Genomic DNA, 25,870 nt, shown 5'->3' on the forward strand with positions numbered 1-25,870 from the left:
AAAGCAACCGCCGCCAGAAGCGAAGCCGCTCTCGTTCGATGGCCGCGTTATAAGCCCACCCAATCCAACTCGTCAACAGGGCATGTGACATTTTTTTGAAAATTTCTCGCAATGGCGCGTTTGCTTTTCATTTGTCAGGCGGACGCCATGGCTTTGCGGCACTTTTGGCACCGATCGACCGCCAAATGCCCCGATTGCCCTCAGATTTTCACAATCCCCGCCTCTAGAGGAGAACGACAGAATCGGCGTGATTTGACTCGCAGGGCCTCCTGCGTGCATCTTCCCGCGCTGAAAACGGAACTGGCGAGACAGGGCGAAGCGCATCGGCATGACCACCGACAGGAACATGATCCGATCCCTCGGCAACGAACCGCCGATCCTCGCCGACGGGCGAAAGGCGCCGGACCGCCGGGAAATCTCGCTCCGCTGGCTTTCCGGCACGTTCCTGACCGGCATCACGTCCTCCATCCTCATGGGCGTCGCGCTCTTTGCCGCCCTCGACGGCCGCCAGCAGCTCGCCATTCCGGCAGAGGCCTTCGCCGCACTCGGCGCGACCAGCCAGACGAGCAGGACCGGCGAGACCGCCAAGCGCGGCGAGCGGGTTCTCGAGCCGGCCATCGTCGCGAAACCTTCCGACAAGAAGATCATGGAAATCTCCACCATGATCCATGACGGCGAGAAGGAAGTGGTGCGCCGCCAGCCCTTCGCCCATGTCAAGATGGCCCTTGCGGCCAATCACGCGACGAGCGAGGACTATCCGCGCTTCGACCCGCTCGCGATCTTCTCGACGAACGGCAAGGACGCCGCGCCGGCCTCACGCATGGGCACCATCTACGGTTCGGACGTCGAATCGGAAGTCGCGCTGCAGACCGATGCCTTTCCGACCGGCGGCTCGGCGCTCGACTATGCCGACCAGATGTCGATCGAGGAGGTCGAGGAGAATGTGCGCACCAACGGTTCGGTGCTGACGGACGGCAGCACGCAGGTCGCCTCGCTCTACTATGTCGATCCGCAGCGCTTCGCCTCGGATTCCTCCGACCTGGACCTGCTGGGGCTGACGGCCCGAATCGTCGAGGAGAACATGAGCGTGTCGACCTTCGACACGCTGACCCCGGACGACACCGAATATGCCGACGACGTGATTCCCGTACGCCGCGCCGCCGACATCGATCAGATCATGACGGCCTCCGGCTATACCAAGGCCCAGGCAGACGATCTCTCCGCCTATCTCGAACGCCAGCTCGGCCGCAAGCAGCTTGCCGAGGGCGACGTGCTGCGCATCTGCATCTCGCAAAAGGGCAAGGAAGCGAGCATCGTGCGTGCCAGCATCTATTCGCGCGGCCGCCACGTGGTGACAGCGGCGCTCGACGACAGCGGCCGTTTCGTCCGCGGCGCGGAACCACCGGTGCTCGACGCCGTTGCGACCGCCTTCGACAACGACGACCGGCCGACCATCATTGCCGGGCGCGACCTGCCGCGCGTCTATGACGGCATCTATCGCGCGGCGCTCTCATACGGCATGGGTCAGGACATGACGGCCGAGATCATTCGCATCCTCGCCAGCAATGTCGATTTCCAGGCGCAGCTTCGTCCCACAGATTCGCTGGAGGCCTTCTTCTCCGTCACCAGCGAGAACGGCACGGCGACGGAGGATTCGGAGATCCTCTTCCTCGACGCCAAGTTCGGCGACACGGAGACCCGCGTCTACCGCTTCCAGAATCCGGAAGACGGTTCCGTCGACTACTACGACAAGGACGGCAAGAGCATCCGGCAGTTCCTGCTGCGCAATCCCGTTCCGAACGGCATCTTCCGCTCCGGCTTCGGCATGCGGCGCCATCCGATCCTCGGTTTCTCGCGCATGCATACCGGCGTCGACTGGGCGGCGCCGCGCGGCACGCCGATCATCGCCGCCGGCAACGGCGTCGTGGAGAAGGCCGGCTGGGACTCGGGCGGCTACGGCAATCAGACGCTGATCCGCCATGCCAACGGCTATGTCTCCTCCTACAACCACCAGAATGCCATCGCCAAGGGAATCAAGCCCGGCGTCAAGGTCCGCCAGGGTCAGGTCATCGGCTATGTCGGCTCCACCGGCCTGTCGACAGGCCCGCACCTGCACTACGAACTGATCGTCAACGGCAACAAGGTGGATGCGCTGAAAATCCGCCTGCCCGGCGGCAAGTCGCTGGAGGGCAAGGCCCTTGCCCAGTTCGAGGTCGAGCGCAAGCGCATCGACGATCTGCTCGGACGCGGCGGCAACCCGACGGAAGTCGCCGAAACGCACTGAGCGCCGCGCGGTCCCAACGGACGCGGAAAAGATATTTCGACGCAAGAAGCGCGGGCCGGAGCCCGCGCTTCGTTCGTTCATCACAGGAAAGCCGATCAGGCAGCCTTGTTCACCGCCACATTGCGCGGCGAGAAGAGCAGCCGGTCGGAGCCGGCGGTCACCTTGACGGTGGCGCCGTCCGGTATGTCGCCGGACAGGATCTTTTCCGCCAGCGGATCCTGCAAGTGCTTCTGGATCGCCCGCTTCAGGGGACGCGCACCATAGACCGGGTCGTACCCCTTCTCGGCCAGCCAGTGCACGGCTTCCTCGTCGAGATCGAGGACGATCTTGCGGTCGGCGAGCAGCTTGCGCAGGCGCTCCAGCTGGATATCGACGATGGCGCCCATTTCCGACCGCCTGAGGCGGTGGAACAGGATGATCTCGTCGATCCGGTTCAGGAACTCCGGCCGGAAAGATGCCTTGACGACATCCATCACCTGGTCGCGAACCGTATCGCTGTCCTCATTCTCGCCGAGCGCCGTCAGATATTCGGCACCGAGGTTCGAGGTCATGATGATCATCGTGTTGCGGAAGTCCACGGTGCGGCCCTGGCCATCGGTCAGGCGGCCGTCGTCGAGGACCTGCAGCAGGACATTGAAGACATCCGGATGCGCCTTCTCGATCTCGTCGAACAGCACGACCTGGTAGGGCCGGCGGCGGACGGATTCGGTGAGCGCGCCACCTTCCTCATAGCCGACATAGCCGGGGGGCGCACCGATCAGCCGGGCCACGGAGTGCTTCTCCATGTATTCCGACATGTCCATACGCTGGATCGCCGTCTCATCGTCGAAGAGGAAGCGGGCGAGTGCCTTGGTCAGCTCCGTCTTGCCGACGCCGGTGGGACCGAGGAAGATGAACGAGCCGATCGGCCGGTTCGGATCCTGCAGGCCGGCGCGCGCGCGGCGGACGGCGCGCGAAACCGCCTGGACGGCATCGCCCTGGCCGACGACCCACTTGCTGAGCTCATCCTCCATGCGCAAGAGCTTGTCGCGTTCGCCCTCCAGCATCTTGTCCACGGGAATGCCCGTCCAGCGGGACACCACGTGGGCGATGTTGTCGGCCGTCACGACTTCCTGCACCATCGGGTCGACGTCGCCGGCATCACGCGCCTCGGCGTCTTCCAGCTCCTTCTCGAGCTTCGGAATGATGCCGTAGGCAAGCTCGCCGGCACGCTGGAACTCGCCCTTGCGCTGGGCAATGGCCAGTTCGTTGCGCAATTCGTCGAGCTGGCGCTTGAGGTCGGCGGCGCGGCCGAGCTTCGATTTCTCCGCCTGCCAGCGTGCGGTGAGCGCGGCGGCTTCCTCTTCCAGCGCGGCAAGATCGATCTCGAGCTTTTCGAGCCTGTCCTGCGACGAGCGGTCGGTTTCCTTCTTCAAGGCCTCGCGTTCGATCTTCAGCTGGATGATGCGGCGATCGAGTTCGTCGAGCTCTTCCGGCTTGGAATCGACCTGCATGCGCAGCCGCGAGGCGGCTTCGTCCATCAGGTCGATCGCCTTGTCCGGCAGGAAGCGATCGGTGATGTAGCGGTTGGAGAGCGTCGCAGCGGCAACGAGGGCCGAGTCGGAGATCCGGACCTTGTGGTGCTGCTCGTACTTCTCCTTCAGGCCGCGCAGGATCGAGATCGTGTCCTCGACCGTCGGTTCGTCCACCATGACGGGCTGGAACCGGCGGGCAAGAGCGGCGTCCTTCTCGACATGCTTGCGGTACTCGTCGAGCGTGGTGGCGCCGACGCAGTGCAGCTCGCCGCGGGCAAGCGCAGGCTTCAGGAGGTTGGAGGCGTCCATCGCCCCGTCCGCCTTGCCGGCGCCGACCAGCGTGTGCATCTCGTCGATGAAGAGGATGATCTCGCCGTCTTCCGCCTGCACTTCGGCAAGCACGGCCTTGAGCCGTTCCTCGAATTCGCCGCGATACTTCGCGCCGGCGATCAGCGCGCCCATGTCGAGCGCCATCAGCTTCTTGTCCTTCAGGCTCTCCGGCACGTCGCCGTTGACGATGCGCAGCGCAAGGCCTTCGGCGATCGCCGTCTTGCCGACGCCGGGCTCGCCGATGAGGACCGGGTTGTTCTTCGTGCGACGGGACAGGACCTGGATCGTGCGGCGGATTTCGTCGTCACGGCCGATCACCGGGTCGAGCCGGCCTTCGCGCGCATCGGCCGTCAGGTCGCGGGCGAACTTCTTCAACGAGTCGAAACCCTGCTCCGCGCTTGCCGTATCGGCGGTGCGGCCCTTGCGGATGTCGTTGATGGCCTGGTTGAGCGTCGTCGGCGTCACGCCGGCCTTGGCCAGGATGTCGGCCGTCGCCGCGGACTTTTCGATCGCCAGCGCCAGCAGCAGGCGCTCGACGGTGACGAAGCTGTCGCCGGCCTTCTTCGCGGCGTCTTCGGCAGTCGAGAAAACCTTTGCGAGGGGCTGCGAGAGATAGACCTGTCCGTTGCCGCCCGTTACTTTCGGCAGCTTGGCGAGGGCGGCGTCATTGGCGATCCGCGCTTCGCGCGCGCTGCCACCGGCCCGCTCGATAAGGGACGCGGCCATGCCCTGCTCGTCATCGAGCAGCACTTTCAGAACGTGCTCGGGCGTGAACTGCGGATTGCCATCCGCAAGCGCCTTCGTCTGCGCGGATTGCAGGAACCCGCGAACGCGTTCGGAATATTTTTCAATGTTCATCATCTGCCTCCATAGCTCGGCCGGCCCTTCGAGGCACCGGTCGACGATTCAGGATAAGGCTCCCGTTAAGGCAAGCCCTTCGTGCATACGGCCCCTGTCTTGCGACCGGTCAACCGCCTGAAGCGAATATGGTGGAGGCATTTTCGGAATTAAAGGGAGCGAAAGGCGCGCCGAAAGACATTTTTCGGGCGGCTTGCCGAAACGCAAGAACCCGGCACAAGGCCGGGTTCTCCGAATGTCCGGGGCAGATGGACCGTTATTCCGAGGCAGCTTCGAGCGCAGGCGCTTCGCCGCTAGCCGGCGGGGCGTCTTCGCCCCCGGCTGCCTGGCCTTCGCCGCGGCGCGGACGGCGCGGGCGGGCGGTGTTGCGTCGGCGCGGGCTGCGCCCGGCAGCCGGCGTTGCGGCTTCCTCTTCGAGTGCGACTTCGGCCGGCGTGCCTTCGATCACCGGCTGCGGGCCGGAACCATCGACAACGACGGGCTGCTCGGCGGCGACGGCGGCAACGGGCGCCGGCTCTTCGACGGGCGTCGAATCGATCTCGTCCTGATCCCGGTCGTAGCCGTCACGGTCGTTGAAGTCGTGGCGGTCGGCATTGTCGGGACGGTCGTCACGCTGGAAACGGTCCTGCATCTGCGCCTGGGCGGCGGCAATGATGCGGTTGTAGTGCTCGGCGTGCTGGAGATAGTTTTCCGCCATGACGCGGTCGCCGGCGCTCTGGGCATCGCGGGCAAGCGCTGCGTATTTTTCGGCGATATGCTGGGCCGTACCCCTGATCTTCACGTCGGGACCCGAGCTGTCATAGGTCCGCGTCAGAGGGTTGCCGCCCTTGCGGTGGTTGTTGTTGTTATTGTTGTTATTGTTGTTGTTACGCCCGCGGCCGCGCTTGTTTTGCTGTCCTGGCCTCATATGTCACTCACCTAACGTATCGTGTATCGATGATTCATGTGTCTGCACGCCTGATCGGGACACGCCTGATCAAGCATCCTTACCCGCGGGCAAACCACGCCGGTCGGTGGTCCTGTCGCCGTAAGACGTCAAATTAACAGGTACCCGCACAGGGCAGTCTTCAACCCTAGCAACTCTTCGGAGAGAGCAACCCTCGCGATCGGGTCATGCAAAAGCAAATCGCTGTGCCATGACCTCTTGCCCAGTGCGTGGCCGCAACCTATCCCGCTTCCTTCACAATTCCAAGCCTTTTCTTTGCGGCTGCGGAATTTGCTGCATACGTGCAGCAAAATTTACACAGCTACGGCTTTCGTGAAGACTAGAACGCGATCGTTGCCGCCAAGATCCTGGACCGATTCGACGCGCGAAAAACCGTTCTCGCGCATGATCGCAGTGACCTCTTCCTTCTGATCGTAACCGATTTCGTAAGCCACCAGGCCATTTTCCCGAAGATGACCGCCCGCTCCGGCGGCGATGGCCCGATAGGCGTCAAGCCCGTCTCGTCCGCCATCCAGCGCCAGGATCGGATCGTAGAGCCGGACTTCGTCGTCCAGCGTTCCGATCACGGAGCGGACGATATAGGGCGGATTTGACACAATGATGTCGAAGACGCCGGTCACGGCTGCAAACCAGTCGCTTTCGACCGCCTCGAAGCGGTCTGCGACACCGTTCATATCGGCATTGCGCATTGCCGTTTCAAGGGCGCCCGCGGAAAGATCGGTTCCAACTCCAACCGCTCCGGGAACGAGATCGAGCAAGGCGAGGCAGATCGCGCCCGTTCCCGTGCCGAGGTCGAGAATGCGGCAGCAACCCGTTTCAGCGACAATCCGCCTCGCATGGGGCACGAGCGCATCGACGAGGATTTCCGTGTCCGGCCGCGGCTCCAGGGTTTCGGGCGAAAGGATGAGGTCGAGCCGCGAGAAGGCGCGGCGGCCGAGGATGCGGTGCACCGGCTCGTGCGCTGCCCGCCGGGCGAGCGCCCTGTCGATCGCCTTCACCTGCGCGTCGTCCAGCGGACGCGCGCCGTCCGTCACAGCGGCGGTCGGCGAAAGACCGAGGACCCCCGCTACCAGCACCCGCACATCCCCCGCGGCATCCGCAACGCCCGCCTCGGAAAGCCGGCGCCGCGCCGCGGCAAGCACCTCGGCGAGCGTCGTGCTCATGCCCGGCCCTGTTCGCCAAGCTGCGCCAGGAGGCCGGCCTGGTAGTCTGCAAGAAGCGCATCGACCACCTCGTCGATCTCGCCCTCCATCATCCGGTCGAGCTTGTAGAGCGTCAGGTTGATGCGGTGGTCCGTGACGCGGCCCTGCGGGAAATTGTAGGTGCGGATGCGCTCGGACCGGTCACCCGAGCCGACCTGGCTCTTGCGGTCGGCGGACCGTTCGCTGTCCGCGCGCTGGCGCTCCATGTCGTAGAGCCGCGAGCGCAGGATCTGCATCGCCTTCGCGCGGTTCTGATGCTGCGACTTTTCCGAGCTCGTCACGACGAGGCCGGTCGGCAGGTGCGTGATTCGCACGGCCGAGTCCGTTGTATTGACGTGCTGGCCGCCGGCACCGGACGAGCGCATCGTGTCGATGCGGATGTCTTCCGGGCGAATCTCGATATCGATCTCCTCGGCCTCCGGCAGCACGGCGACCGTCGCCGCGGAGGTATGGATGCGGCCGCTCGCCTCCGTTTCCGGCACGCGCTGGACGCGATGCACGCCCGATTCGAACTTCAGCTTGGCGAAGACGCCGCGGCCGGTGATCGTGGCGATGATTTCCTTGTAGCCCCCGGCCTCGCCCTCGCTCGCCGAAATGACGTCGACCTTCCAGCTATGGGCGGCCGCATAGCGCTCGTACATGCGGAAGAGATCGCCGGCAAACAGCGCCGCCTCGGAGCCGCCCGTGCCGGCGCGGATTTCGAGGATGGCGCTTTTCTCGTCGGCGGCATCCTTCGGGAGAAGCAGGATCTGCATCTCCTTTTCCAGGCCCTCCAGCCGCTCCTTCAGCTCCGGCAGCTCCATTTCCGCAAGATCGCGCATCTCACGGTCCGTCGCCTTGTCGGCAAGCAGCACTTCGAGGTCGGCGATCTCGCCGCTCACCTTCTGGTATTCGCGGATCTTCGTCACGACAGGCTGGAGCTCGGAATATTCCGAGGCGAGACGCACATAGGTCTCCGAATCCGGGCCCGCCGACATACGCGCCTCGATCTCGCCGAAGCGGCGTTCGAGTTCGCGCATCTTTTCAACGGGAAGCTTCGCCACCGTTCAAACTCCAGTCAAAGGTTCAAAGCGGAATGCCGTTCTCTGCCGCGAAGTCGGTGAGAATCTGGCGGATCGAAGCCGTCGGCTTCGTATCGTCGAGTGCCGGCATCAGCACCGATTCGAGCTTTCCGGCATCAAGCGACAGCAGCATGGACTTCACCGGGCCGATCGCCGCCGGCGACATCGAGACGGAGCGGAAACCGATGCCGAGCAGCGCCATTGCGGAAATCGGCTTGCTCGCCATCTCGCCGCAGAGCGTCACGGGTGTCTCGTTGCGTATCCCCGCGCGCACGATGTCGCGCAGGATGCGCAGGAACGGGCGGCCGAGCGTATCGAACCTGTCGGAAACCCTGGCGTTGCCGCGGTCGACCGCCATCGCGAACTGGAAGAGATCGTTCGAGCCGACGGAAACGAAATCGACCTCCGCCATCAGTTCATCCAGTTGCCAGAGCAGCGCCGGCACTTCGAGCATGGCGCCGAACTGCAGCTTCTTCGGCAATTGTTCGCCGAGCTTCGACTGGCGCTGGATCTCCTTCTGGAGAAGGTCACGGACCTCCTTCAGTTCGCCGACCTCCGTTACCATCGGCAGCATCAGCCGGAGGTCCGCGCCGGCCGTCGCCCGCAGCATGGCGCGAAGCTGGGTGCGCAGAAGGCCCGGCCGGTCGAGCGACAGGCGGATCGCACGCCAGCCGAGCGCCGGGTTCTCTTCCTCCGCCGCGCGGAAATAGGGCACGACCTTGTCGCCGCCGATGTCGAGCGTGCGGAAGGTCACGGGGCGCCCGCCCGCCTGCTTCAGCACGTTGCGGTAGAAAGCCTCCTGCTCTTCCGCCTTCGGCATGGTCGAGGCGATCATGAACTGGAGCTCGGTGCGGAAAAGGCCGATGCCGGACGCACCCGATTCGTTGAGATGGGGCAGGTCGACCAGAAGGCCGGCATTCATCTGGAGGTTGATCTCGCGGCCGTCCTTCGTCACCGGCTCGACGGCCCGCAGCGCGCGGTACTGCTCCTGCCGGCGGGCGCGGAAGCGCACCTTCTCCTCGTATGAGCGCTGGAGATCGGGCAGCGGCCGGAGATGCACCTTGGCATCATCGCCATCGACGATGATCGGGTCGCCGTTCTCCGCAAGCGCCACCGCACCGGCTGCCTGGCCGACAACCGGAATGCCCATGGCGCGCGCCACGATCACCACATGGCTGGTGACCGCACCTTCCTCGAGCACGAGGCCGCGCACGTTCTGGCGCGGATAGTCGAGCAGCTCGGCCGCGCCCATGGCACGCGCGACGACGATCGCATCGTTCGGGAAGCTGCTGGCGGAGAGCTTCGCGCCATAGCCGGTGAGCTGGCGCAGCAGGCGATTCGCAAGGTCGTCGAAATCGTGCATGCGCTCGCGCAGATACGGATCCGTCAGGCGGATCATGCGCGCCTTGGTCTCGCTCTGCACGCGCTCGACGGCCGCTTCCGCCGTCAGGCCGTTGCGGATCGCCTCTTCGAGCTTGCGCACCCAGCCACGATCATGGGCGAACATGCGGTAGGTTTCGAGCACTTCGCGGTGCTCGCCTTCCATCGACACCTCGCGGCGCGAGAGCATGTCGTCGATGGAAATGCGCAGGGAGCCGAGCGCTTCGGCAAGACGCCCGAGTTCGTGCTCGGAATCCTCGTTGAGCAGGTTGGTGACGACGATGCGCGGCTCATGCAGCACGACATAGCCGAGGCCGATGCCTTCGCCGAAGCTTGCCCCCTCGATGGCGACCGGGCGGGAAAGGTCGAGCTCGAGGCCGGGTTTGGTGAGCTTCTTGAGCTCGCCGGTCGCCACCATTTCCGCAATCACCATTGCCGTCGTTTCGAGCGCCTCCACCTCGTCCTCGCGGTAGGTGCGGCTCGCCTTGTTCTGCACGACAAGCACGCCGAGCGCCCTGCCGGTGCGCAAGATAGGAACGCCGAGGAAGGAGTGGTAGATCTCCTCGCCCGTTTCCGGCAGATAGGTGAAGGCGGGATGCGATTGCGCATCGGAGAGGTTCAGCGGCCGCGCGGAAGCCGCGATCGTACCAACGAGGCCCTGGCCCATCTTGAGCTGGGCGAGGTGGACGGCGCCGGGATTGAGACCTTCGGTCGCATAGAGTTCGAGAACGCCGTCGGAACGCAGCACATAGACCGAGCACACTTCCGCGACCATGTTCTGCGCGATCTGGCGCACGATCTGGTCAAGGCGCTCCTGCGGCTCGAGCGGCTCCGCCATGAGTTCGCGCAGCCGCTTGAGAAGAACGCGCGGACCCGCGGAGAGATCTCTCATCGCGTGGCGTCTCCCGAAAATGACGTTACTCCGCCGGCGCATGGCGGCGCCGGCGATCAAAGATCGGCGCCGAGTCGGCCGGTCCTTACTTCTTATCGAGACCGTAGACGGAATGCAAAGTCCGAACGGCGAGTTCGGCATACGGGCCATCGATCAGGATGGAAATCTTGATCTCGGAGGTGGTGATGGCCTTGATGTTGATGCCCTTCTCTGCAAGCGCGCGGAAGGCCGAGGCGGCGACCCCTGCATGGCTGCGCATGCCGATGCCGATGACCGAGACCTTCACCAGGCCCGTCTCATGCTGGATCACGTCGAAGCCCACCTGCTCCTTGGCGCCTTCGAGCACCTTGAGCGCCTTCTCCATGTCGCCGGAAGGAACCGTGAAGGTCATGTCGGTCTTCGAGCCGTCCTCGGAGATGTTCTGGACGATCATGTCGACATTGATATGGGCCTCGGCCAGCGGACCGAAGATCGCGGCCGAGACGCCCGGCCGGTCGGCGACGCGGCGGAGCGAGATCTGCGCTTCATCCTTGGCATAGGCGATGCCGGTTACGACTTCCTGTTCCACGATCTCATCCTCATCACAAATCAGCGTACCGGGCGGGTTCAGAAGATCGCCCATGCCCGGCGCATCGGGATCCTCGAAAGACGAGCGGACGAAGGTGCGCACCTTGTGCACCATGGCAAGCTCGACCGAGCGCACCTGCAGCACCTTGGCGCCGAGCGAGGCCATTTCGAGCATTTCCTCGAAGGCGATCTTCTTCAGGCGGCGCGCCTTCGGCTCGACGCGCGGGTCGGTCGTATAGACGCCGTCGACGTCGGTATAGATGTCGCAACGATCCGCCTTGACGGCCGCGGCGATGGCGACGGCCGAGGTGTCGGAACCGCCGCGGCCAAGGGTGGCGACGCGGTTGTCCGGGCCGAGGCCCTGGAAACCGGCGACGACGGCGACCTGGCCCTCGCCCATGCGGCGGATGATGTCCGTGCCGTCGATGTCGAGGATGCGGGCTGCACCGTGCGCATTGTCGGTCCTGATCGGGATCTGCCAGCCCTGCCAGGAGCGGGCATTGATGCCCATAGACTGGAGCGCGATGGCGAGAAGCCCGGAGGTCACCTGTTCGCCGGAAGCGACGACGGCATCATATTCGCGTGCGTCATAGAAGGGGGCGCTTGCGCCCGTCACCTTGGGCATGCCCTGTACCCAGGCGACGAGCTCGTTCGTCTTGCCGGACATGGCCGAGACGACGACGGCGACCTCGTGGCCGGCATCGACCTCGCGTTTCACATGGCGGGCCACATTGTGGATACGGTCGAGGTCAGCGACGGACGTTCCGCCGAATTTCATCACGATGCGTGCCATGGGTGTGTACCGCTATTCCAGAAGTTCGCGCGAGCGCGCGGGAGAAACCGCGGGGTCTCTTAGCGGAAGACCCCGCGCTGCGCAATGCATGGAATCCGGCAAAGGGTCCGGTCAGCGACCGCGGCTGATCCGGTAGACGAAGGCGGGCGGCACGTTGCGGAACGTGCCGCCGATCCTGACGGCCGAAAGACCGAGCCTATCGAGCACGACGCGCGGCACCGGGCAGCGAAGCCCGTAGGTGAACTGGTAGAGCGCCGCATCCTCGCCGAGCCGCGCGAAGGTGCCGGCAAGGATCGCATGGACCTTTCGCGGCCGCATCGAGAGCAGCGGCAGGCCGCTGATCGCCGCTCCCGCGGGCTCGGTACCGACACGCGCTACCCGCGCCGCATCGATGCAGGCGATCCTGGCCTTCGGGAAACGTTGCTGGAGGAGCGCGGCAAACTCCGCCCCTTTCTCCACGAGCACGATGTTCTCCTCCGCGACCCCACGCCGCAGCAGCGCCCGCGTGAAGACGCCGGTTCCCGGGCCGAGTTCGATGACCCGGCCGGTCGCCGGCCCGATCTCGCGCACGATGAGATCCGCCAGCGCCTTGCCGGAGGGCGTGATCGAGGCAACGCGCAGCGGATCGCGCATCCACGCACGGAAGAAATGGCAGGAGTCCATTGTCAACTCGGTCATTGCACGCGCTCCGCGCCGGATGGAAAGGTCAGGTGGGTCAGGTCTTCGGAGAGCCGCCACAGCCTCGCGGCAAGCGCCGGATCGGTCGCGGCCGGCAGCGGATGCACCAGCGTCGGCGCGCCGCGCATCTCGCGAAACCCGTCCGGACCGATGAACTCGCCGCCGCGAAGGCCTTCGGCCGTGGCCGCATAAAGCTGGTTGAGCACACCCTGCTCGGCATCCTGCGCCAGGAAACGGTTGCCGATCCGCAGGAAGAGGCGCAGCACGCCGGAGGTGGCATTGGTCTGGAGGTTGGTGTCGGAATAGCCGGGATGCGCCAGCACGCTGACGACCGGCAGGTGGGCAGCCTTCAGCCGGCGGTCGAGTTCCAGCGCGAAGAGCACATTGGCCAGCTTCGACTGGGCATAGAAGGCGATGCGGCCGTAGCTTCTCTCGCCCTTCAGGTCCTCGAAATGGATGCGGCCCCGGCGGTGCAGCTCGGAGCTCACGGTCACCACGCGCGCGCCCGGCGCGGCGCAAAGCAGCGGCAGCAGGCGCAGCGTCAGTGCGAAATGGGCAAGGTGGTTGACGCCGAACTGGGTCTCGTGCCCCTGCCGCGTGAACCCGAGGGGCGGCATCATGACACCGGCATTGTTGACGAGAAGATCGATCGGCCGGCTTTCGGCAAGCAGGGCTTCGGCGAAAGCCCCAACGTCGTCCAGGTCCGCGAGGTCCAGCCGCCGAAGCTCCACCGCGGCATCGGCGAGCTCGGCCCGGATGCGCGCCAGCGCCATCCGCCCCCTGCCCTCGTCGCGCGCGGTCATGATGACCCGGGCCCCTTTCCGCGCAAGCTCCCGCGCCGTCAGGAAGCCGAGGCCGCTGTTGGCGCCGGTGACGACGGCGCAGCGGCCCGTCTGGTCGGGCATCCGCGAAAGCGTCCATCGCTCCCGCCCTGTTGCGCCATCGGCGGTTGCCATGCCGTCTACACGCATTATGATACCCCGCATCAAATCTGAACAGTGTTTATATTGTGCTACCGCATAATCTTTACACTGTAAAGATGACAATCGTGCGAGGCCCGCGATGAATGAGAAAAAAACTGCCGAACGCGGCTATCACCATGGAGACCTGCGCGAGACGCTGATCCGCGCCGCCGACGATCTGCTCGCCGAACGCGGCCTCGAGGGTTTTACGCTGCGCGAAACCGCCCGCCGCGCCGGCGTTTCGCCGGCCGCCCCGTCGCATCATTTCGGCGGCACGGCCGGCCTGCTGACGGAGGTCGCCACGCTCGGCTACGGAGAGCTTGCCCGCCGGCTGGCCATCGCGGGCGACAGCGGCACGCCTGCCGAGCGTCTCAAGGCGCAGGGTATCGCCTATGTCCGCTTCGCCCTGGATTTTCCGGGGCGTTTCCACCTGATGTTCCGCCATGACATGCTGCTCGAAGGCCAGCCTTCATTGGAAGAGGCGGCCGGCGGGGCCTGGGATGCGCTCGAAAGGACGGTGCTCGCCCTGCGCGGACAGCCCGAGGGCACCGAGCTAGAAACGGAGGGCGAGGCCATGCTGATCGGCATATGGTCGACCGCGCACGGTTTCGCCCATCTGACGCTCGACAGGAAGCTTTCCCGCATCGGGGCTTGCGGCAGCGACACGGAAATGCTGGACAACCTGCTTCCCGCCATCATCGATACACTCTGGGTCAAGAAGCTCGGCTGAAACGAGAAGGCCCGCGCGCCTTTCGGCACGCGGGCAAAGGGGATCGGATGATGATGATGGCTGCGGGCGGCAAGCCGCCCGCCACCGTTTCGTCTACTGCTGCCAGCTCTTGACGAGTTCGTCGTAGTTGACGGTGAGGGGCTTTTCCTTCTCGTTCTCGACCTTGAGCTGCGGCGCCAGGTTGCCCTTCTCGACGGCATCCTTGTTCCAGTATTCGAGGTCGTGCTCTTCGGCGAGCTTCGGCCCCATGTCGCCCTGGACGCCGGCCCGCTCGAGACGTTCCAGCACCTTTTCCTGCTCGGCGCACAGCGAGTCCATGGCTTCCTGCGCGGTCTTCGCGCCGGATGCGGCATCGCCGATCGCCTGCCACCAGAGCTGGGCCAGCTTCGGATAGTCCGGAACGTTCGTGCCGGTCGGCGACCACTGCAGGCGGGCCGGCGAACGGTAGAACTCGACCAGGCCGCCGAGCTTCGGCGCGCGATCGGTGAAGGACTGGTGGTCCAGCGTGGACTGGCGGATGAAGGTGAGGCCGACATGGCTCTTCTTCACGTCCACGGTCTTGGAGGTCACGAACTGCGCATAGAGCCAGGCGGCCTTCGCGCGGTCGTCAGGGGTGGACTTCATCAGCGTCCAGGAACCGGCATCCTGGTAGCCGAGCTTCATGCCGTCCTTCCAGTAGACGCCGTGCGGGCTCGGGGCGAAGCGCCACTTCGGCGTGCCGTCTTCATTCACGACCGGCAGGCCTTCCTTCACGAAGTCAGCGGTGAACGCCGTATAGGTGAACATCTGCTGCGCGATCTCGCCCTGCGAGGGGACCGGGCCGGATTCGGAGAAGGTCATGCCCTGGGCGGCGGCCGGCGCATAGGCCTTCATCCAGTCGAGATACTTCTGGATGGCGTAGACCGAGGCCGGGCCGTTGGTATCGCCGCCACGGGCGACGCACGAGCCGACCGGACGCGAGTTCTCGTCGACCTTGATGCCCCATTCGTCGACCGGCTTGCCGTTCGGGATGCCCTTGTCGCCGTTGCCGGCCATCGACAGCCAGGCGTCGGTGAAGCGCCAGCCGAGCGACGGGTCCTTCTTGCCGTAGTCCATGTGGCCGTAGACCTTCTTGCCGTCGATCTCGCGGCCGGTGAAGAACTCGGCGATGTCCTCATAGGCCGACCAGTTGACCGGCACACCGAGGTCGTAGCCGTACTTCGCCTTGAAGTCCGCCTTGTTCTTCTCGTCGTTGAACCAGTCGTAGCGGAACCAGTAGAGGTTCGCGAACTGCTGGTCTGGAAGCTGGTAGAGCTTGCCGTCCGGCGCGGTCGTGAAGGACTTGCCGATGAAGTCGTCGATGTCGAGGTTCGGGTTGGTGACGTCCTTGCCTTCGTTGGCCATGAAGTCGGTCAGCGAACGGGCCTGCTGGTAGCGCCAGTGCGTGCCGATGAGGTCGGAGTCGTTGATGTAGGCGTCGTAGATGTTCTCGCCCGACTGCATCTGCGTCTGCAGCTTCTCGACGACGTCGCCTTCGCCGATGAGGTCGTGGGTGATCTTGATGCCGGTGATCGCGGAGAAGGCCGGCGCGAGCACCTTCGATTCGTATTCATGCGTGGTGATCGTCTCGGAGACGACCTTGATCTCCATGCCGGCGAACGGCTTGGCGGCGTCGATGAACCACTGCATCTCCGCTTCCTGGGCGGCGCGGTCGAGCGAGGACATGTCGCCGATCTCCGCATCCAGGAACTTCTTTGCAGCGTCCATGTCCGCGAAGGCGGAGCCGGTGAACGCCAGCAGCATGGCTGCCGTCGTCGTCAGAAGTTGCTTTCGCATTTTGATCCTCCCTTGGGGTTTTGCGATTGCCGTTTTGACTTCATGTGCGAAGGCCCCACAATTCTCCCAGGAGCCTCCATTCGATTTGCCTAGACGAAGCGGAATACGCCGATGGCGTAGACCACGGACAAGGCAAGAGCCCACCACAGGTTGGGACCGACGAGGCCCAGCCATGCGAGATGAATGAACGCCGAGCCGAGCAGCGACACGAAGAGCCGGTCGCCGCGGGTCGTCTCGAAGCGCAGGATGCCGACGCGCGGGGCGCCGCCCGGCCGGGCATATTCCCAGACCGCCATCAGCGCGATCAGCAGGAAGATCGTCAGGAAGAACATGGCCGTCGGGAACGACCAGGCCATCCAGCCGCCCGGTATGAGCGAGGCGAACCAGTCGCGCGCGCCGTCCTTCTCCGGGACCGACAGGACGAGGAAGCCGGCGGCGGCGGCATAGACGCCGAGCACGGCGGCAAGCGCCACGGGCCATCGGTTGTTGCGGTTTGCGACGGCGGCCATCAGACCCTCCCCAGGGCGAAGCCCTTGGCGATGTAGTTGCGGACGAAATAGATGACGAGCGCGCCGGGAATGATGGTCAGCACGCCCGCGGCGGCGAGCACGCCCCAGTCCATGCCCGAGGCCGAGACCGTGCGCGTCATCGTCGCGGCGATCGGCTTGGCATCCGTCGTCGTCAGCGTGCGGGCGATCAGGAGTTCCACCCAAGAGAACATGAAGCAGAAGAAGGCGGCCACCCCGATGCCGGACGCGATCAGCGGCACGAAGATCTTCGTGAAGAAGCGCGGGAACGAATAGCCGTCGATATAGGCGGTCTCGTCGATCTCCTTCGGCACGCCCGACATGAAGCCTTCGAGGATCCAGACGGCGAGCGGCACGTTGAACAGGCAGTGCGCGATGGCGACCGCGATATGCGTGTCGATCAGGCCGAAGGCCGAATAGAGCTGGAAGAAGGGCAGCGCGAAGACGGCCGGCGGCGCCATGCGGTTGGTGAGCAGCCAGAAGAACAGGTGCTTGTCGCCGAGGAAGCGGTAGCGCGAGAAGGCATAGGCCGCCGGCAGCGCGACGACGACCGAGATGACCGTGTTCAGCACCACATAGATGATCGAGTTGATATAGCCCGAATACCAGGCCGGATCGGTGAAGATGACGGCATAGTTCCGGAGCGTCGGCGTCTGCGGCCACAGCGAGAAGACGCCGGTGATCTCCGTGTTCGTCTTGAAGCTCATGTTGACGAGCCAGTAGATCGGCAGCATCAGGAAGACGATGTAGAGCGTTGGAACAAGCCAGGCGAGGCTGCGCCTGGAGCCGGCGCCGGCCCTGGTGCCGGCGTTGCTCGCGGCGCTCGTCCGAACGGTGCTTGCGGTGGTTGCCTGTGAGGTCATGGTTTCCTCCCTCACGCCTGCTCGTCGCTGCTGGTCATGACCGTGTAGAAGATCCACGAGAGCAGCAGGATGATCAGGAAGTAGATGATGGACATGGCCGCGGCCGGGCCGAGGTCGAACTGGCCGATCGCCATCTTGACGAGGTCGATCGACAGGAACGTCGTCGAGTTGCCGGGACCGCCGCCGGTGACGACGAAGGGCTCCGTGTAGATCATGAAGCTGTCCATGAAGCGTAAGAGGAAGGCGATGAGCAGCACGCGCTTCATCTTCGGCAGCTGGATGTAGCGGAACACCGCCCAGCGCGAGGCGCCGTCGATCTTGGCGGCCTGGTAATAGGCCTCCGGGATCGAGACGAGGCCGGCATAGCAGAGCAGCACGACGAGGCTCGTCCAGTGCCAGACGTCCATGACGATCAGCGTCACCCAGGCGTCGAAGACATTGTTGACGTAGTTGTAGTTGATGCCGAGCGAGTGCAGCACGCGGCCGAGCAGGCCGATGTCGACGCGGCCGAAGACCTGCCAGATCGTGCCGACGACATTCCACGGGATTAGCAGCGGCAGCGCCATGAGCACGAGGCAGACCGGCACGCCGATGCCCTTCTTCGGCATGTTGAGCGCGATCAGGATGCCGAGCGGAATCTCGATGGCGAGGATGATGGCGGAAAAGAGCAGGTTCCGGCCGAGCGCCTGCCAGAAGCGGTCGGATTCCAGAACGTCGGCGAACCAGTCGGTGCCGGCCCAGAAGAACTGGTTGTTGCCGAACGTGTCCTGCACCGAATAGTTCACCACCGTCATCAGCGGCACCACCGCCGAGAAGGCGACGAGCAGCAGCACCGGCAGGACCATGAACCAGGCCTTGTTGTTCCAGGTCTTGTTCATCGTCAGCCCTCCCTGCCGACACGCCAGCTGTCGGCGTAGATGTTGATGGCCGCGGGATCGAAGGTCACGCGCGGCTCGGCGGGAATTTCCCCGTCCTCCGGCACGACGATGGCGATCGGCCTGCCGGCGAATTCGGCGCGCACGATCTTCTGCCGGCCGATGTCCTCGACCTTGCTGATCGAGACCGGCATGCCGTCACGGGAAAGCGAGATGAATTCCGGACGGATGCCGAACTCGGTTTTCGCACCGGCCGCGATCTGCGGCTTGTAGTCAAGCGTAAGCGTCTGCTCACCAATCTTGATGTTGCTGCCGTCGATGGCGGCGGGCAAGAGGTTCATGCCGGGCGAGCCGATGAAATAGCCGACGAAGGTGTGGCTCGGCTTCTCGAACAGCTCGGCCGGCGTGCCGATCTGCACGATCTGGCCGTCATACATGACGACGACCTTGTCGGCGAAGGTCAGCGCCTCGGTCTGGTCGTGCGTGACATAGACCATGGTGAAGCCGAACTGGCGGTGCAGCTTCTTGAGCTGCGAGCGCAGCACCCATTTCATGTGCGGGTCGATGACGGTCAGCGGTTCGTCGAACAGGATAGCGTTGACGTCGTTGCGCACGAGGCCGCGGCCGAGCGAGATCTTCTGCTTCTGGTCCGCTGTGAGGCCGCGCGCCTTCTTCTTCGCCCAGCCCGCAAGATCGATCATCTCCAGGATTTCGCGCACGCGCCGGTCGACCTCCGGTTCCGCGACGCCGCGGTTGCGCAGCGGGAAGGCGAGATTGTCGTAGACCGTCATCGTGTCGTAGATGACCGGGAACTGGAAGACCTGCGCGATGTTGCGCTGCTGCGTCGACAGATACGTGACGTCCTTTCCGTCGAACAGGATGCGGCCCTCGGACGGCTGCAGCAGGCCGGAAATGATGTTGAGCAGCGTGGTCTTGCCGCAGCCGGACGGGCCGAGCAGCGCATAGGCGCCGCCATCGTTCCATTCGTGATGCACTTCCTTCAGCGCATAGTCCGCTTCCGACTTCGGCTTTTCGCCGTAGGCGTGTCGGATGTGGTCGAGGTTGATGCGTGCCATGGTTTCCTCCTCAGGCCGCCGCGGCCGCTGGCTCGGCGATCGCCCTGCCGTCCGTGCCGAAAGCCATCAGGTGGCGCGTGTCGACATCGACGGTGACAACCGCGTCCGGCTCGATGTCGTGGATGCCCGGCGAGAGCATGACCCAGCGGCTGCCCTCGAACTCGATGTGGATGAAGCTTTCCGAACCGGCGATTTCGGAAATCGCGGTGCGTGCCTGAAGGCTTGCCGAGGCTGCGCTCTGGCTGGAAAGCGCCAGGTGATGCGGGTGGAACGCGATGGTGCAGGGACCGTCCGGCAGCGCGGCAAGATGCGCCGGCACCGGCAGCACGGGCTTGCCGCCGACTTCGAAATGCGCGCCGTTCTTCAGCACCTGCATCGTGTTCAGCGGCGGATCGGCGAAAGTGCGCGCCGTGAGCAGGTCCTTTGGACGGCGATAGACGTCGATGGTACGGCCGAACTGCGTGATGCGCCCTTCCGACAGCGTCGCCGTGTTGCCGCCGAGAAGCAGGGCCTCGGAGGGCTCCGTCGTCGCATAGACGAAGATCGCGCCGGAGGCGGCGAATATCTTCGGCAGTTCGAGGCGCAGTTCCTCGCGCAGCTTGTAGTCGAGGTTGGCGAGCGGCTCGTCGAGCAGCACGAGGCTGGCGTTCTTGACGATGGCGCGGGCGAGCGCCGTGCGCTGCTGCTGGCCACCGGAGAGGTTCAGCGGCGTGCGGTCGAGATAGGGCGTGAGCTTGAGCAGGTCCGCCGCCTTGCGCACTTCCCGGTCGACGGTCGCCTGGTCCGCACCCTTGATGCGCATCGGCGAGGCGATGTTCTCGTAGACGGTCAGCGCCGGATAGTTGATGAACTGCTGGTAGACCATGGCGACGCCGCGGTCCTGCACGCGCACGCCCGTCACGTCCTTGCCGTCGAACCAGACGGATCCCGATGTCGGCCGGTCGAGGCCGGCCATCAGCCGCATCAGCGATGTCTTGCCCGACAGCGTCGGGCCGAGCAGCACGTTGAGCGAGCCGCGCTCGAGCACGAGGCTGGTCGGGTGGATATGCGTCTCCGCCCCCGCCACCTTCGCGATGTTTCTGAGTTCAAGCATTCATGTCTCCAATGTTCCTCCCAGCCACCGGATCAGGCGCTAGTGCGGGACGGCAAGCGCTCCCGCCATATAGTCCTCCAGCGCAGCCGCCTCGGCGGCCGAGAGATGCAATCCTCGTTTGGTGCGACGCCACAGCACGTCCTCGGCGTGCCGGGCCCATTCCTCCTTCATCAGCCAGCGGACCTCGCATTCGTAGAGATCGCTGCCGAAGTGCCGTCCAAGATCGTCGATACTTTTCGCGCCGTCCAGCATCGCCCGCGCCCGCGTGCCGTAGAGCCGGACGAGCCGGCGGGCATGGGCCGGTGCCAGAAACGGAAAGTGCGATGCGAGCACCTTCACCTCGGCATCGAAGCCGTCGACCCTGAAATCGCCGCCCGGAAGCCGGGACTGCGCCGTCCAGCACTCGCCTTTTTCTCCGATCTCCTCGCCGATCTTCTCAAGCGCCGATTCGGCAAGACGCCGATAGGTGGTGAGCTTGCCGCCGAAGATGTTGAGCAACGGCGCCTGGCCGCTGCCGCCGTCGACCTTCAGCACGTAATCGCGCGTCGCTTCCTGCGCCTTGTTGGCGCCGTCGTCGAAGAGCGGGCGCACACCGGAATAGGTCCAGACGATGTCGTCCCGCTTCACCGGCTCGGCGAAATATTCGCTCGCCGAAGCGCAAAGATAATCGATTTCCGCGTCGCTGATGCGGGCGTCCCGGGGATCGCCCTGGTAGTCCCGGTCGGTCGTGCCGATCAGCGTGAACTCCTCCTGGTAGGGGATGGCGAACATGATACGCCCGTCCGGGTTCTGAAAGAAATAGGCGCGCGGATCGGAAAACTTCTTCTTCACGACGATATGGCTGCCCTGCACCAGGCGGACATTGTGCACGTCGTTGAGACCGAAGGCCGAGGAAAGAACCTTGTCCACCCACGGGCCCGCCGCGTTCACGAGCATGCGGGCGCGAAAGGTTTCGCGGGCGCCCGTCTCGACGTTTTCCGTCTCCACGTTCCAGTGGCCGTTCTCGCGCCGCGCGGTGACGACCTTCGTGCCGGTGCGGATATCCGCGCCGCGGTCGGCGGCATCGCGGGCGTTCAGCACCACGAGACGCGCGTCATCCACCCAGCCGTCGGAATACTCGAAAGCCTTGCGGAAGAGCTTTTTCAACGGGCCGCCCGCCGGGTCCTTCGCAAGGTCCAGCGTGCGCGTCGGCGGCAAAAGCTTTCGGCCGCCGATATAGTCGTAAAGGAAGAGGCCGAGGCGGATGAGCCAGGCCGGACGCAGGCCGCCCTTCTGGAAGGGCAGGACGAAGCGCATCGGCCAGATGACGTGCGGCGCCATGGCCCACAGCACCTCGCGCTCCATCAGCGCCTCGCGCACGAGGCGGAATTCGTAATGTTCGAGGTAGCGCAAGCCCCCATGGATGAGCTTGGTGGAAGCGGAGGACGTACCGGACGCGAAATCCTTCATCTCGGCAAGGACCACCGAATAGCCGCGCCCTGCCGCATCGCGCGCAATGCCGCAGCCATTGATGCCGCCACCGATGACGAAAATATCGCGGATCACGTCGCCGTCCAAATTCCCCTCCCATTTCGCATCGCACAATTCTGCGCAGTTGCGAAAGCCAGAAGAGTTAAAACGAAAACATTCCGAATGTCAAACGAATGCGGCCGGAAGTTCCGCTTCCATGTTTCAGGCCGGTGATGCGGTCTCGACGAGACGCACGTCGTTCTCCTGGCAAATGCTGCGGATGCCTTCCAGCGGACAGATGTCGGTGATGAACGTATGAACCTGCGAAAGGTGGCCGATGCGCACCGGCGCCGTCCTTTCGAACTTCGTCGAATCCGAAACCAGGATGACATGGCGCGCATTCGCGATGATCGCCTGCGCCACCTTCACCTCGCGATAATCGAAGTCGAGCAGGGCGCCGTCCTCGTCGATCGCGGAAACGCCGATCACCGCATAGTCCACCTTGAACTGGCGGATGAAATCGACGGCCGCCTCGCCGACAATGCCACCATCCGCGCCGCGTACGACGCCGCCGGCAATCACCACCTCGATCGAGGGATAGACGCGCAAGCGATTGGCAACATTGATGTTGTTGGTGATGACCATCAGTTCCCGGTGATCGAGCAGCGCCTCGCCGACCGCCTCCGTCGTCGTGCCGATATTGATGAAGAGCGAGGAATTGTCCGGGATCATGGCCGCCGCCGCGCGGCCGATCGCCTGCTTTTCCAGCGCGGCGATCGAGCGGCGCGCCTCGTATTTCACGTTCTCGTTGCCGCTCGGGAAAAGCGCGCCGCCATGGATGCGCGTCAGGACCTTGTTGTCGCACAGGTCGTTGAGATCCTTGCGGATTGTCTGCGGCGTCACGGAGAAGCGCGCGGCAAGGTCCTCCACGAGCACACGCCCCTCGGCTTTGGCGAGATCGAGGATCTCCGCCTGGCGACCCGTCAGAAACATAGGCTCCTCCCAACGCTTTCGTTTGCTTTCATAATATGCAAAAACGAAAGCACATCAATTGATCCGTCCCGCCTTCTTGGAGTGCGCCTGCATTTTTGTGATACTGGGCGAACGGCAGGACATCCGGGAGGAAAGCACATGTTTCATCCAGCCTTGTTCAAGGGCGCCAACGTCGTCGTGACCGGCGCGGGACGCGGCATCGGCCTGGAGATCGCCCGCCAGTTCCTCGATTGTGGCGCCCACGTGCTGCTGCACGGCGGCCGCAGCGCGCATGGTTCTCTGCCCGATTTCCTTGAAACTGCCGTCGCCGAAGCCCGGGCCCATATCGTCTACGCGGACTTTCTGACCGAGGCCGGCGTCGGCGCGGTGCTGCAGCGAGCGGACAGCCTTTTTTCGCATGTCGACGTGCTGATCAACAATGCCGGCACCATGGTCGGACGTTTCCCCGCCGCGGAACTCACCAACGAGCAATACGAGACCGTCGTGCGCCTCAACCAGACCTCCGTCGTCGAGGTGACGCGCGCATTGCTGCCGTCGCTGCGCCGCGCGCCGCACGGCGCCATCGTCAACACGGTATCGATCTCCGCGCTGACCGGCGGCAGTCCCGGCTCCGCGATCTATTCGGCGACCAAGGCCTTCGTCTCCACCTATTCGAAGGGCCTTGCCCGCGAACTTGCGCCGGAAGGCATCCGCGTCAACTGCGTGTCGCCGGGCACGATCACCACCGACTTCCATTCGCGCTATTCCTCTGCCGAAAAGCTGGAGGCGACGCGCAAGACCATTCCGCTGCAGCGCCTTGGAACGGCGGAGGACTGCGCTCCCGCCTATCTCTTCCTCGCCTCGAACGCGCTGTCCGGCTACATCACCGGCCAGGTGCTCGAGGTGAACGGCGGCCAGCTTATCTGCTGAGCTTCAAGCCCGCACGTCGATTACGACGCGGCCCTTGACCTTGCCCTCAAGGATGTGGCTCGCCAATTCCGGCAGGTCGGAGAGCCGGTGTTCGACGACCATGGCCTCCAGTTTGTCCATCGGCAGGTCGGAGGCGATGCGGTTCCAGGCATCGACGCGCCGGTCATAGGCCAGCATGACCGAATCGATGCCTATGAGGCTCACGCCGCGCAGCAGGAAGGGGATGACCGTGAAGGACGGCACGGCCGCACCTGCCGCCAAACCGACCGACGCAACCGCGCCGCCATATTTCATCTGCTTGAGCACGCGCGCGAGCATATCGCCCCCCACGGCGTCGATCGCACCTGCCCAGCGCTCCGATTCCAGCGGCTTGCCGGTTGCTTCCGCAAGCTCCGCCCGGTCGACGATCGTTTCCGCGCCGAGATCCTTCAGATAGCTCGCCGTTTCCGGACGGCCCGTGACGGCGGCGACCGAATAACCGAGCTTTGCCAGCAGCGCGACGCCGACCGAGCCGACGCCGCCGGCAGCGCCCGTCACCAGCACCTCGCCCTTCAGCGGCGAAAGCCCCGCCTTTTCCAGCGCGATGACGGAGAGCATGGAGGTAAGGCCAGCCGTACCGATCGCCATGGCCTGGCGCGTCGAAAGCTCCTCCGGCAGGGGCACGAGCCAGTCCGCCTTCACTTTGGCGCGCGTCGCATAGCCGCCCCACCAGATCTCGCCGACACGCCAGCCGGTCAGCACCACCCGGTCGCCCGGCCGGTAGCGCGGATCGTCCGAAGCCTCGACAGTGCCGGCGAAATCGACGCCCGGCACATGCGGAAAGGTGCGCACGAGGCCGCCCTTGCCGTTGATGCAGAGCCCGTCCTTGTAGTTCAGCGTCGAATACTCGACGGCGACCGTGACGTCGCCGTCGGGAAGCCGCGAATCCTCGAGTTCCTGGACCGAGGCGGAAACGCCACCGTCCGCGGCCTTCTCGACCACCAATGCCTGAAACGTCATGGCTTTCGTCCTCGTGCTTGCTGCGCCGATAGAGATATAGGGCGCAGGGCATTGGTGCCGCCACTGTTCTTTTGTATCAAGAGATCGGAGGCGCCGTTCACAGATGATAGACAAGCTGGAATATTTCATTGCGCTCGCCCGCGAAAAGCACTTCGCCCGGGCCGCCGAGGAGCTCGGCATCTCGCAGCCGACGCTTTCCGCCGCGATCCGCCAGCTGGAGGACCAGCTGGGGGTGATGCTCGTCGTGCGCGGCTCGCGTTTCCAGGGCCTGACGCCGGAGGGACAGCGCGTGCTGGAATGGGCACGCCGCATCGTGGGGGACACCCGCACCATGCGCGAGGAGATGCGCGCCGCCCGCAAGGGCCTTTCCGGCCATATCCGGCTTGCCGCCATCCCGACAACGCTCTCCATGGTGCCGCGCATCACGGCGCCGTTTCAGGAAAAGCACCCGGACGTCACGTTCTCCATCGTGTCGACGACCTCGATCCAGATTCTGGGCCTCCTGGAAAACCTCGAGATCGACGCCGGCCTCACCTATCTCGAAAACGAGCCCCTCGGCCGCGTGACGAGCGTGCCGCTGCTGCATGAGCATTACTGCCTCGTCACCGCCAGGGGCGGCCCTTTCTCCGATCGCGAAACCGTGACCTGGCAGGAGGCGGGCAGCGTTAGGCTTTGCCTATTGACCACGGACATGCAGAACCGCCGTATCATCAACCGGCATTTCGCAGAGGCGGGCGTGACGGTCGAACCCTCGCTCGAATCGAATTCGATGATCGTACTCTTTTCCCATGTGCGCACCGGGCGCTGGTGCAGCATCATGCCGCGGAATGTCGCAAAATCCTTTGGATTTCATGAGGAAATGAGTATAGTTTCTCTCGTGGAGCCGACGCCGCACCACACGGTCGGCCTCGTGGCGACACACCGCGAGCCTTTCACGCCGCTCGTTTCGGCCCTGCTGCACGAGGCCCGTATCCTTGCCGAAAAAGGGATCGATTGATAGGAAAATCCTATTGATTGACGGGACAGCTTTATTGACCCGTCGTCTCCCGGCTGAGAAGCTGTTAGAATAGATCG

General features: G+C 64.5%; 21 protein-coding genes. 4 read left to right on the forward strand and 17 right to left on the reverse strand.

What is annotated here, in order from left to right; all coding sequences use genetic code 11:
• The first annotated feature begins 328 nt into the window (after positions 1-328).
• Positions 329-2,284 carry a M23 family metallopeptidase gene (locus tag ACIIOY_RS21335; RefSeq protein ID WP_411036693.1) on the forward strand — a complete coding sequence of 652 codons (1,956 nt, stop codon included), beginning with the start codon at positions 329-331 and terminating at the stop codon, positions 2,282-2,284.
• A gap of 95 nt (positions 2,285-2,379) precedes the next feature.
• On the opposite strand, the gene clpB is transcribed toward ACIIOY_RS21335, so the two are convergent.
• From clpB to ACIIOY_RS21375, 8 genes are all read right to left on the reverse strand, one after another.
• On the reverse strand, positions 2,380-4,986 hold the full coding sequence (clpB, locus tag ACIIOY_RS21340; RefSeq protein ID WP_411036694.1) for an ATP-dependent chaperone ClpB: 2,607 nt from the start codon (positions 4,984-4,986) through the stop codon (positions 2,380-2,382).
• A 256-nt stretch (positions 4,987-5,242) separates the two neighbouring features.
• Positions 5,243-5,893, reverse strand: coding sequence for a DUF4167 domain-containing protein (locus ACIIOY_RS21345; protein WP_411036695.1), 651 nt, complete (start codon positions 5,891-5,893; stop codon positions 5,243-5,245).
• Positions 5,894-6,225: 332 nt separating this feature from the next.
• The gene (prmC, locus tag ACIIOY_RS21350) at positions 6,226-7,095 is read right to left on the reverse strand and encodes a peptide chain release factor N(5)-glutamine methyltransferase (protein ID WP_411036696.1); all 870 of its coding nucleotides are present in this window, start codon (positions 7,093-7,095) and stop codon (positions 6,226-6,228) included.
• A complete protein-coding gene (prfA, locus tag ACIIOY_RS21355) occupies positions 7,092-8,177 on the reverse strand; it encodes a peptide chain release factor 1 (protein ID WP_411036697.1) in 1,086 nt (361 codons plus the stop codon). Before prfA ends, prmC begins: the two co-directional genes overlap by 4 nt.
• Positions 8,178-8,199: 22 nt before the next feature.
• A complete protein-coding gene (gene ptsP / locus ACIIOY_RS21360; RefSeq protein ID WP_411036698.1) occupies positions 8,200-10,467 on the reverse strand; it encodes a phosphoenolpyruvate--protein phosphotransferase in 2,268 nt (755 codons plus the stop codon).
• 85 nt (positions 10,468-10,552) lie between these two features.
• Positions 10,553-11,827: an aspartate kinase gene (locus tag ACIIOY_RS21365; RefSeq protein WP_411036699.1), complete on the reverse strand. Its 1,275-nt coding sequence runs from the start codon at positions 11,825-11,827 to the stop codon at positions 10,553-10,555.
• A gap of 111 nt (positions 11,828-11,938) precedes the next feature.
• Positions 11,939-12,505, reverse strand: a complete 567-nt coding sequence (locus ACIIOY_RS21370) for a class I SAM-dependent methyltransferase (RefSeq protein WP_411036700.1) — start codon at positions 12,503-12,505, stop codon at positions 11,939-11,941.
• On the reverse strand, positions 12,502-13,491 hold the full coding sequence (locus ACIIOY_RS21375; protein WP_411036701.1) for an oxidoreductase: 990 nt from the start codon (positions 13,489-13,491) through the stop codon (positions 12,502-12,504). The genes ACIIOY_RS21370 and ACIIOY_RS21375 overlap by 4 nt, the downstream gene beginning before the upstream one ends.
• A gap of 76 nt (positions 13,492-13,567) precedes the next feature.
• Between ACIIOY_RS21375 and ACIIOY_RS21380 the strand changes: the two genes are divergently transcribed.
• A complete protein-coding gene (locus ACIIOY_RS21380) occupies positions 13,568-14,197 on the forward strand; it encodes a TetR/AcrR family transcriptional regulator (RefSeq protein ID WP_411036702.1) in 630 nt (209 codons plus the stop codon).
• Between the two features lie 93 nt (positions 14,198-14,290).
• Here the strand turns inward: ACIIOY_RS21380 and ACIIOY_RS21385 are convergent, their stop codons facing one another.
• From ACIIOY_RS21385 to ACIIOY_RS21420, 8 genes are all read right to left on the reverse strand, one after another.
• Positions 14,291-16,012 (reverse strand): ABC transporter substrate-binding protein, encoded by a 1,722-nt coding sequence (locus tag ACIIOY_RS21385; protein WP_411036703.1) that lies wholly within the window; start codon positions 16,010-16,012, stop codon positions 14,291-14,293.
• Between the two features lie 89 nt (positions 16,013-16,101).
• Complete coding sequence (locus ACIIOY_RS21390) at positions 16,102-16,521, reverse strand: DUF2160 domain-containing protein (RefSeq protein WP_411036704.1); 420 nt, start codon at positions 16,519-16,521, stop codon at positions 16,102-16,104.
• Positions 16,521-17,402, reverse strand: coding sequence for a carbohydrate ABC transporter permease (locus tag ACIIOY_RS21395; protein ID WP_411036705.1), 882 nt, complete (start codon positions 17,400-17,402; stop codon positions 16,521-16,523). Before ACIIOY_RS21395 ends, ACIIOY_RS21390 begins: the two co-directional genes overlap by 1 nt.
• 11 nt (positions 17,403-17,413) lie before the next feature.
• Positions 17,414-18,280 carry a carbohydrate ABC transporter permease gene (locus ACIIOY_RS21400; protein WP_411036706.1) on the reverse strand — a complete coding sequence of 289 codons (867 nt, stop codon included), beginning with the start codon at positions 18,278-18,280 and terminating at the stop codon, positions 17,414-17,416.
• A gap of 2 nt (positions 18,281-18,282) precedes the next feature.
• Positions 18,283-19,353 (reverse strand): ABC transporter ATP-binding protein, encoded by a 1,071-nt coding sequence (locus ACIIOY_RS21405; protein ID WP_411036707.1) that lies wholly within the window; start codon positions 19,351-19,353, stop codon positions 18,283-18,285.
• Positions 19,354-19,363: 10 nt separating this feature from the next.
• On the reverse strand, positions 19,364-20,446 hold the full coding sequence (locus ACIIOY_RS21410; protein WP_411036708.1) for an ABC transporter ATP-binding protein: 1,083 nt from the start codon (positions 20,444-20,446) through the stop codon (positions 19,364-19,366).
• A 39-nt stretch (positions 20,447-20,485) separates the two neighbouring features.
• Entirely contained in the window at positions 20,486-21,991 is a 1,506-nt protein-coding gene (glpD, locus tag ACIIOY_RS21415) for a glycerol-3-phosphate dehydrogenase (RefSeq protein WP_411036709.1), read from the reverse strand.
• Positions 21,992-22,117: 126 nt separating this feature from the next.
• Positions 22,118-22,888, reverse strand: coding sequence for a DeoR/GlpR family DNA-binding transcription regulator (locus ACIIOY_RS21420; protein ID WP_411036710.1), 771 nt, complete (start codon positions 22,886-22,888; stop codon positions 22,118-22,120).
• Positions 22,889-23,026: 138 nt separating this feature from the next.
• On the opposite strand from ACIIOY_RS21420, the gene ACIIOY_RS21425 reads away from it, so the two are divergent.
• The gene (locus ACIIOY_RS21425; RefSeq protein ID WP_411036711.1) at positions 23,027-23,797 is read left to right on the forward strand and encodes an SDR family NAD(P)-dependent oxidoreductase; all 771 of its coding nucleotides are present in this window, start codon (positions 23,027-23,029) and stop codon (positions 23,795-23,797) included.
• A 3-nt stretch (positions 23,798-23,800) separates the two neighbouring features.
• Here ACIIOY_RS21425 and acuI read toward each other — a convergent pair whose 3' ends face one another.
• A complete protein-coding gene (gene acuI / locus ACIIOY_RS21430) occupies positions 23,801-24,796 on the reverse strand; it encodes an acrylyl-CoA reductase (NADPH) (protein WP_411036712.1) in 996 nt (331 codons plus the stop codon).
• Between the two features lie 103 nt (positions 24,797-24,899).
• Between acuI and ACIIOY_RS21435 the strand changes: the two genes are divergently transcribed.
• Entirely contained in the window at positions 24,900-25,793 is an 894-nt protein-coding gene (locus ACIIOY_RS21435) for a LysR family transcriptional regulator (protein WP_411036713.1), read from the forward strand.
• Positions 25,794-25,870: the final 77 nt, after the last annotated feature.

This window comes from Shinella agrisoli, from assembly GCF_046557955.1.
Lineage (GTDB): Bacteria > Pseudomonadota > Alphaproteobacteria > Rhizobiales > Rhizobiaceae > Shinella.

What these genes read in the sequence shown, in the direction of transcription:
- ACIIOY_RS21335 (WP_411036693.1), top strand. Translation starts at nt 329, where the DNA reads ATGACCACCGACAGGAACATGATCCGATCCCTCGGCAACGAACCGCCG.
- clpB (WP_411036694.1), bottom strand. Translation starts at nt 4,986, where the DNA reads ATGAACATTGAAAAATATTCCGAACGCGTTCGCGGGTTCCTGCAATCC.
- ACIIOY_RS21345 (WP_411036695.1), bottom strand. Translation starts at nt 5,893, where the DNA reads ATGAGGCCAGGACAGCAAAACAAGCGCGGCCGCGGGCGTAACAACAAC.
- prmC (WP_411036696.1), bottom strand. Translation starts at nt 7,095, where the DNA reads ATGAGCACGACGCTCGCCGAGGTGCTTGCCGCGGCGCGGCGCCGGCTT.
- ptsP (WP_411036698.1), bottom strand. Translation starts at nt 10,467, where the DNA reads ATGAGAGATCTCTCCGCGGGTCCGCGCGTTCTTCTCAAGCGGCTGCGC.
- ACIIOY_RS21365 (WP_411036699.1), bottom strand. Translation starts at nt 11,827, where the DNA reads ATGGCACGCATCGTGATGAAATTCGGCGGAACGTCCGTCGCTGACCTC.
- ACIIOY_RS21370 (WP_411036700.1), bottom strand. Translation starts at nt 12,505, where the DNA reads ATGACCGAGTTGACAATGGACTCCTGCCATTTCTTCCGTGCGTGGATG.
- ACIIOY_RS21375 (WP_411036701.1), bottom strand. Translation starts at nt 13,491, where the DNA reads ATGCGGGGTATCATAATGCGTGTAGACGGCATGGCAACCGCCGATGGC.
- ACIIOY_RS21380 (WP_411036702.1), top strand. Translation starts at nt 13,568, where the DNA reads ATGAATGAGAAAAAAACTGCCGAACGCGGCTATCACCATGGAGACCTG.
- ACIIOY_RS21385 (WP_411036703.1), bottom strand. Translation starts at nt 16,012, where the DNA reads ATGCGAAAGCAACTTCTGACGACGACGGCAGCCATGCTGCTGGCGTTC.
- ACIIOY_RS21390 (WP_411036704.1), bottom strand. Translation starts at nt 16,521, where the DNA reads ATGGCCGCCGTCGCAAACCGCAACAACCGATGGCCCGTGGCGCTTGCC.
- ACIIOY_RS21395 (WP_411036705.1), bottom strand. Translation starts at nt 17,402, where the DNA reads ATGACCTCACAGGCAACCACCGCAAGCACCGTTCGGACGAGCGCCGCG.
- ACIIOY_RS21400 (WP_411036706.1), bottom strand. Translation starts at nt 18,280, where the DNA reads ATGAACAAGACCTGGAACAACAAGGCCTGGTTCATGGTCCTGCCGGTG.
- ACIIOY_RS21405 (WP_411036707.1), bottom strand. Translation starts at nt 19,353, where the DNA reads ATGGCACGCATCAACCTCGACCACATCCGACACGCCTACGGCGAAAAG.
- ACIIOY_RS21410 (WP_411036708.1), bottom strand. Translation starts at nt 20,446, where the DNA reads ATGCTTGAACTCAGAAACATCGCGAAGGTGGCGGGGGCGGAGACGCAT.
- ACIIOY_RS21420 (WP_411036710.1), bottom strand. Translation starts at nt 22,888, where the DNA reads ATGTTTCTGACGGGTCGCCAGGCGGAGATCCTCGATCTCGCCAAAGCC.
- ACIIOY_RS21425 (WP_411036711.1), top strand. Translation starts at nt 23,027, where the DNA reads ATGTTTCATCCAGCCTTGTTCAAGGGCGCCAACGTCGTCGTGACCGGC.
- acuI (WP_411036712.1), bottom strand. Translation starts at nt 24,796, where the DNA reads ATGACGTTTCAGGCATTGGTGGTCGAGAAGGCCGCGGACGGTGGCGTT.
- ACIIOY_RS21435 (WP_411036713.1), top strand. Translation starts at nt 24,900, where the DNA reads ATGATAGACAAGCTGGAATATTTCATTGCGCTCGCCCGCGAAAAGCAC.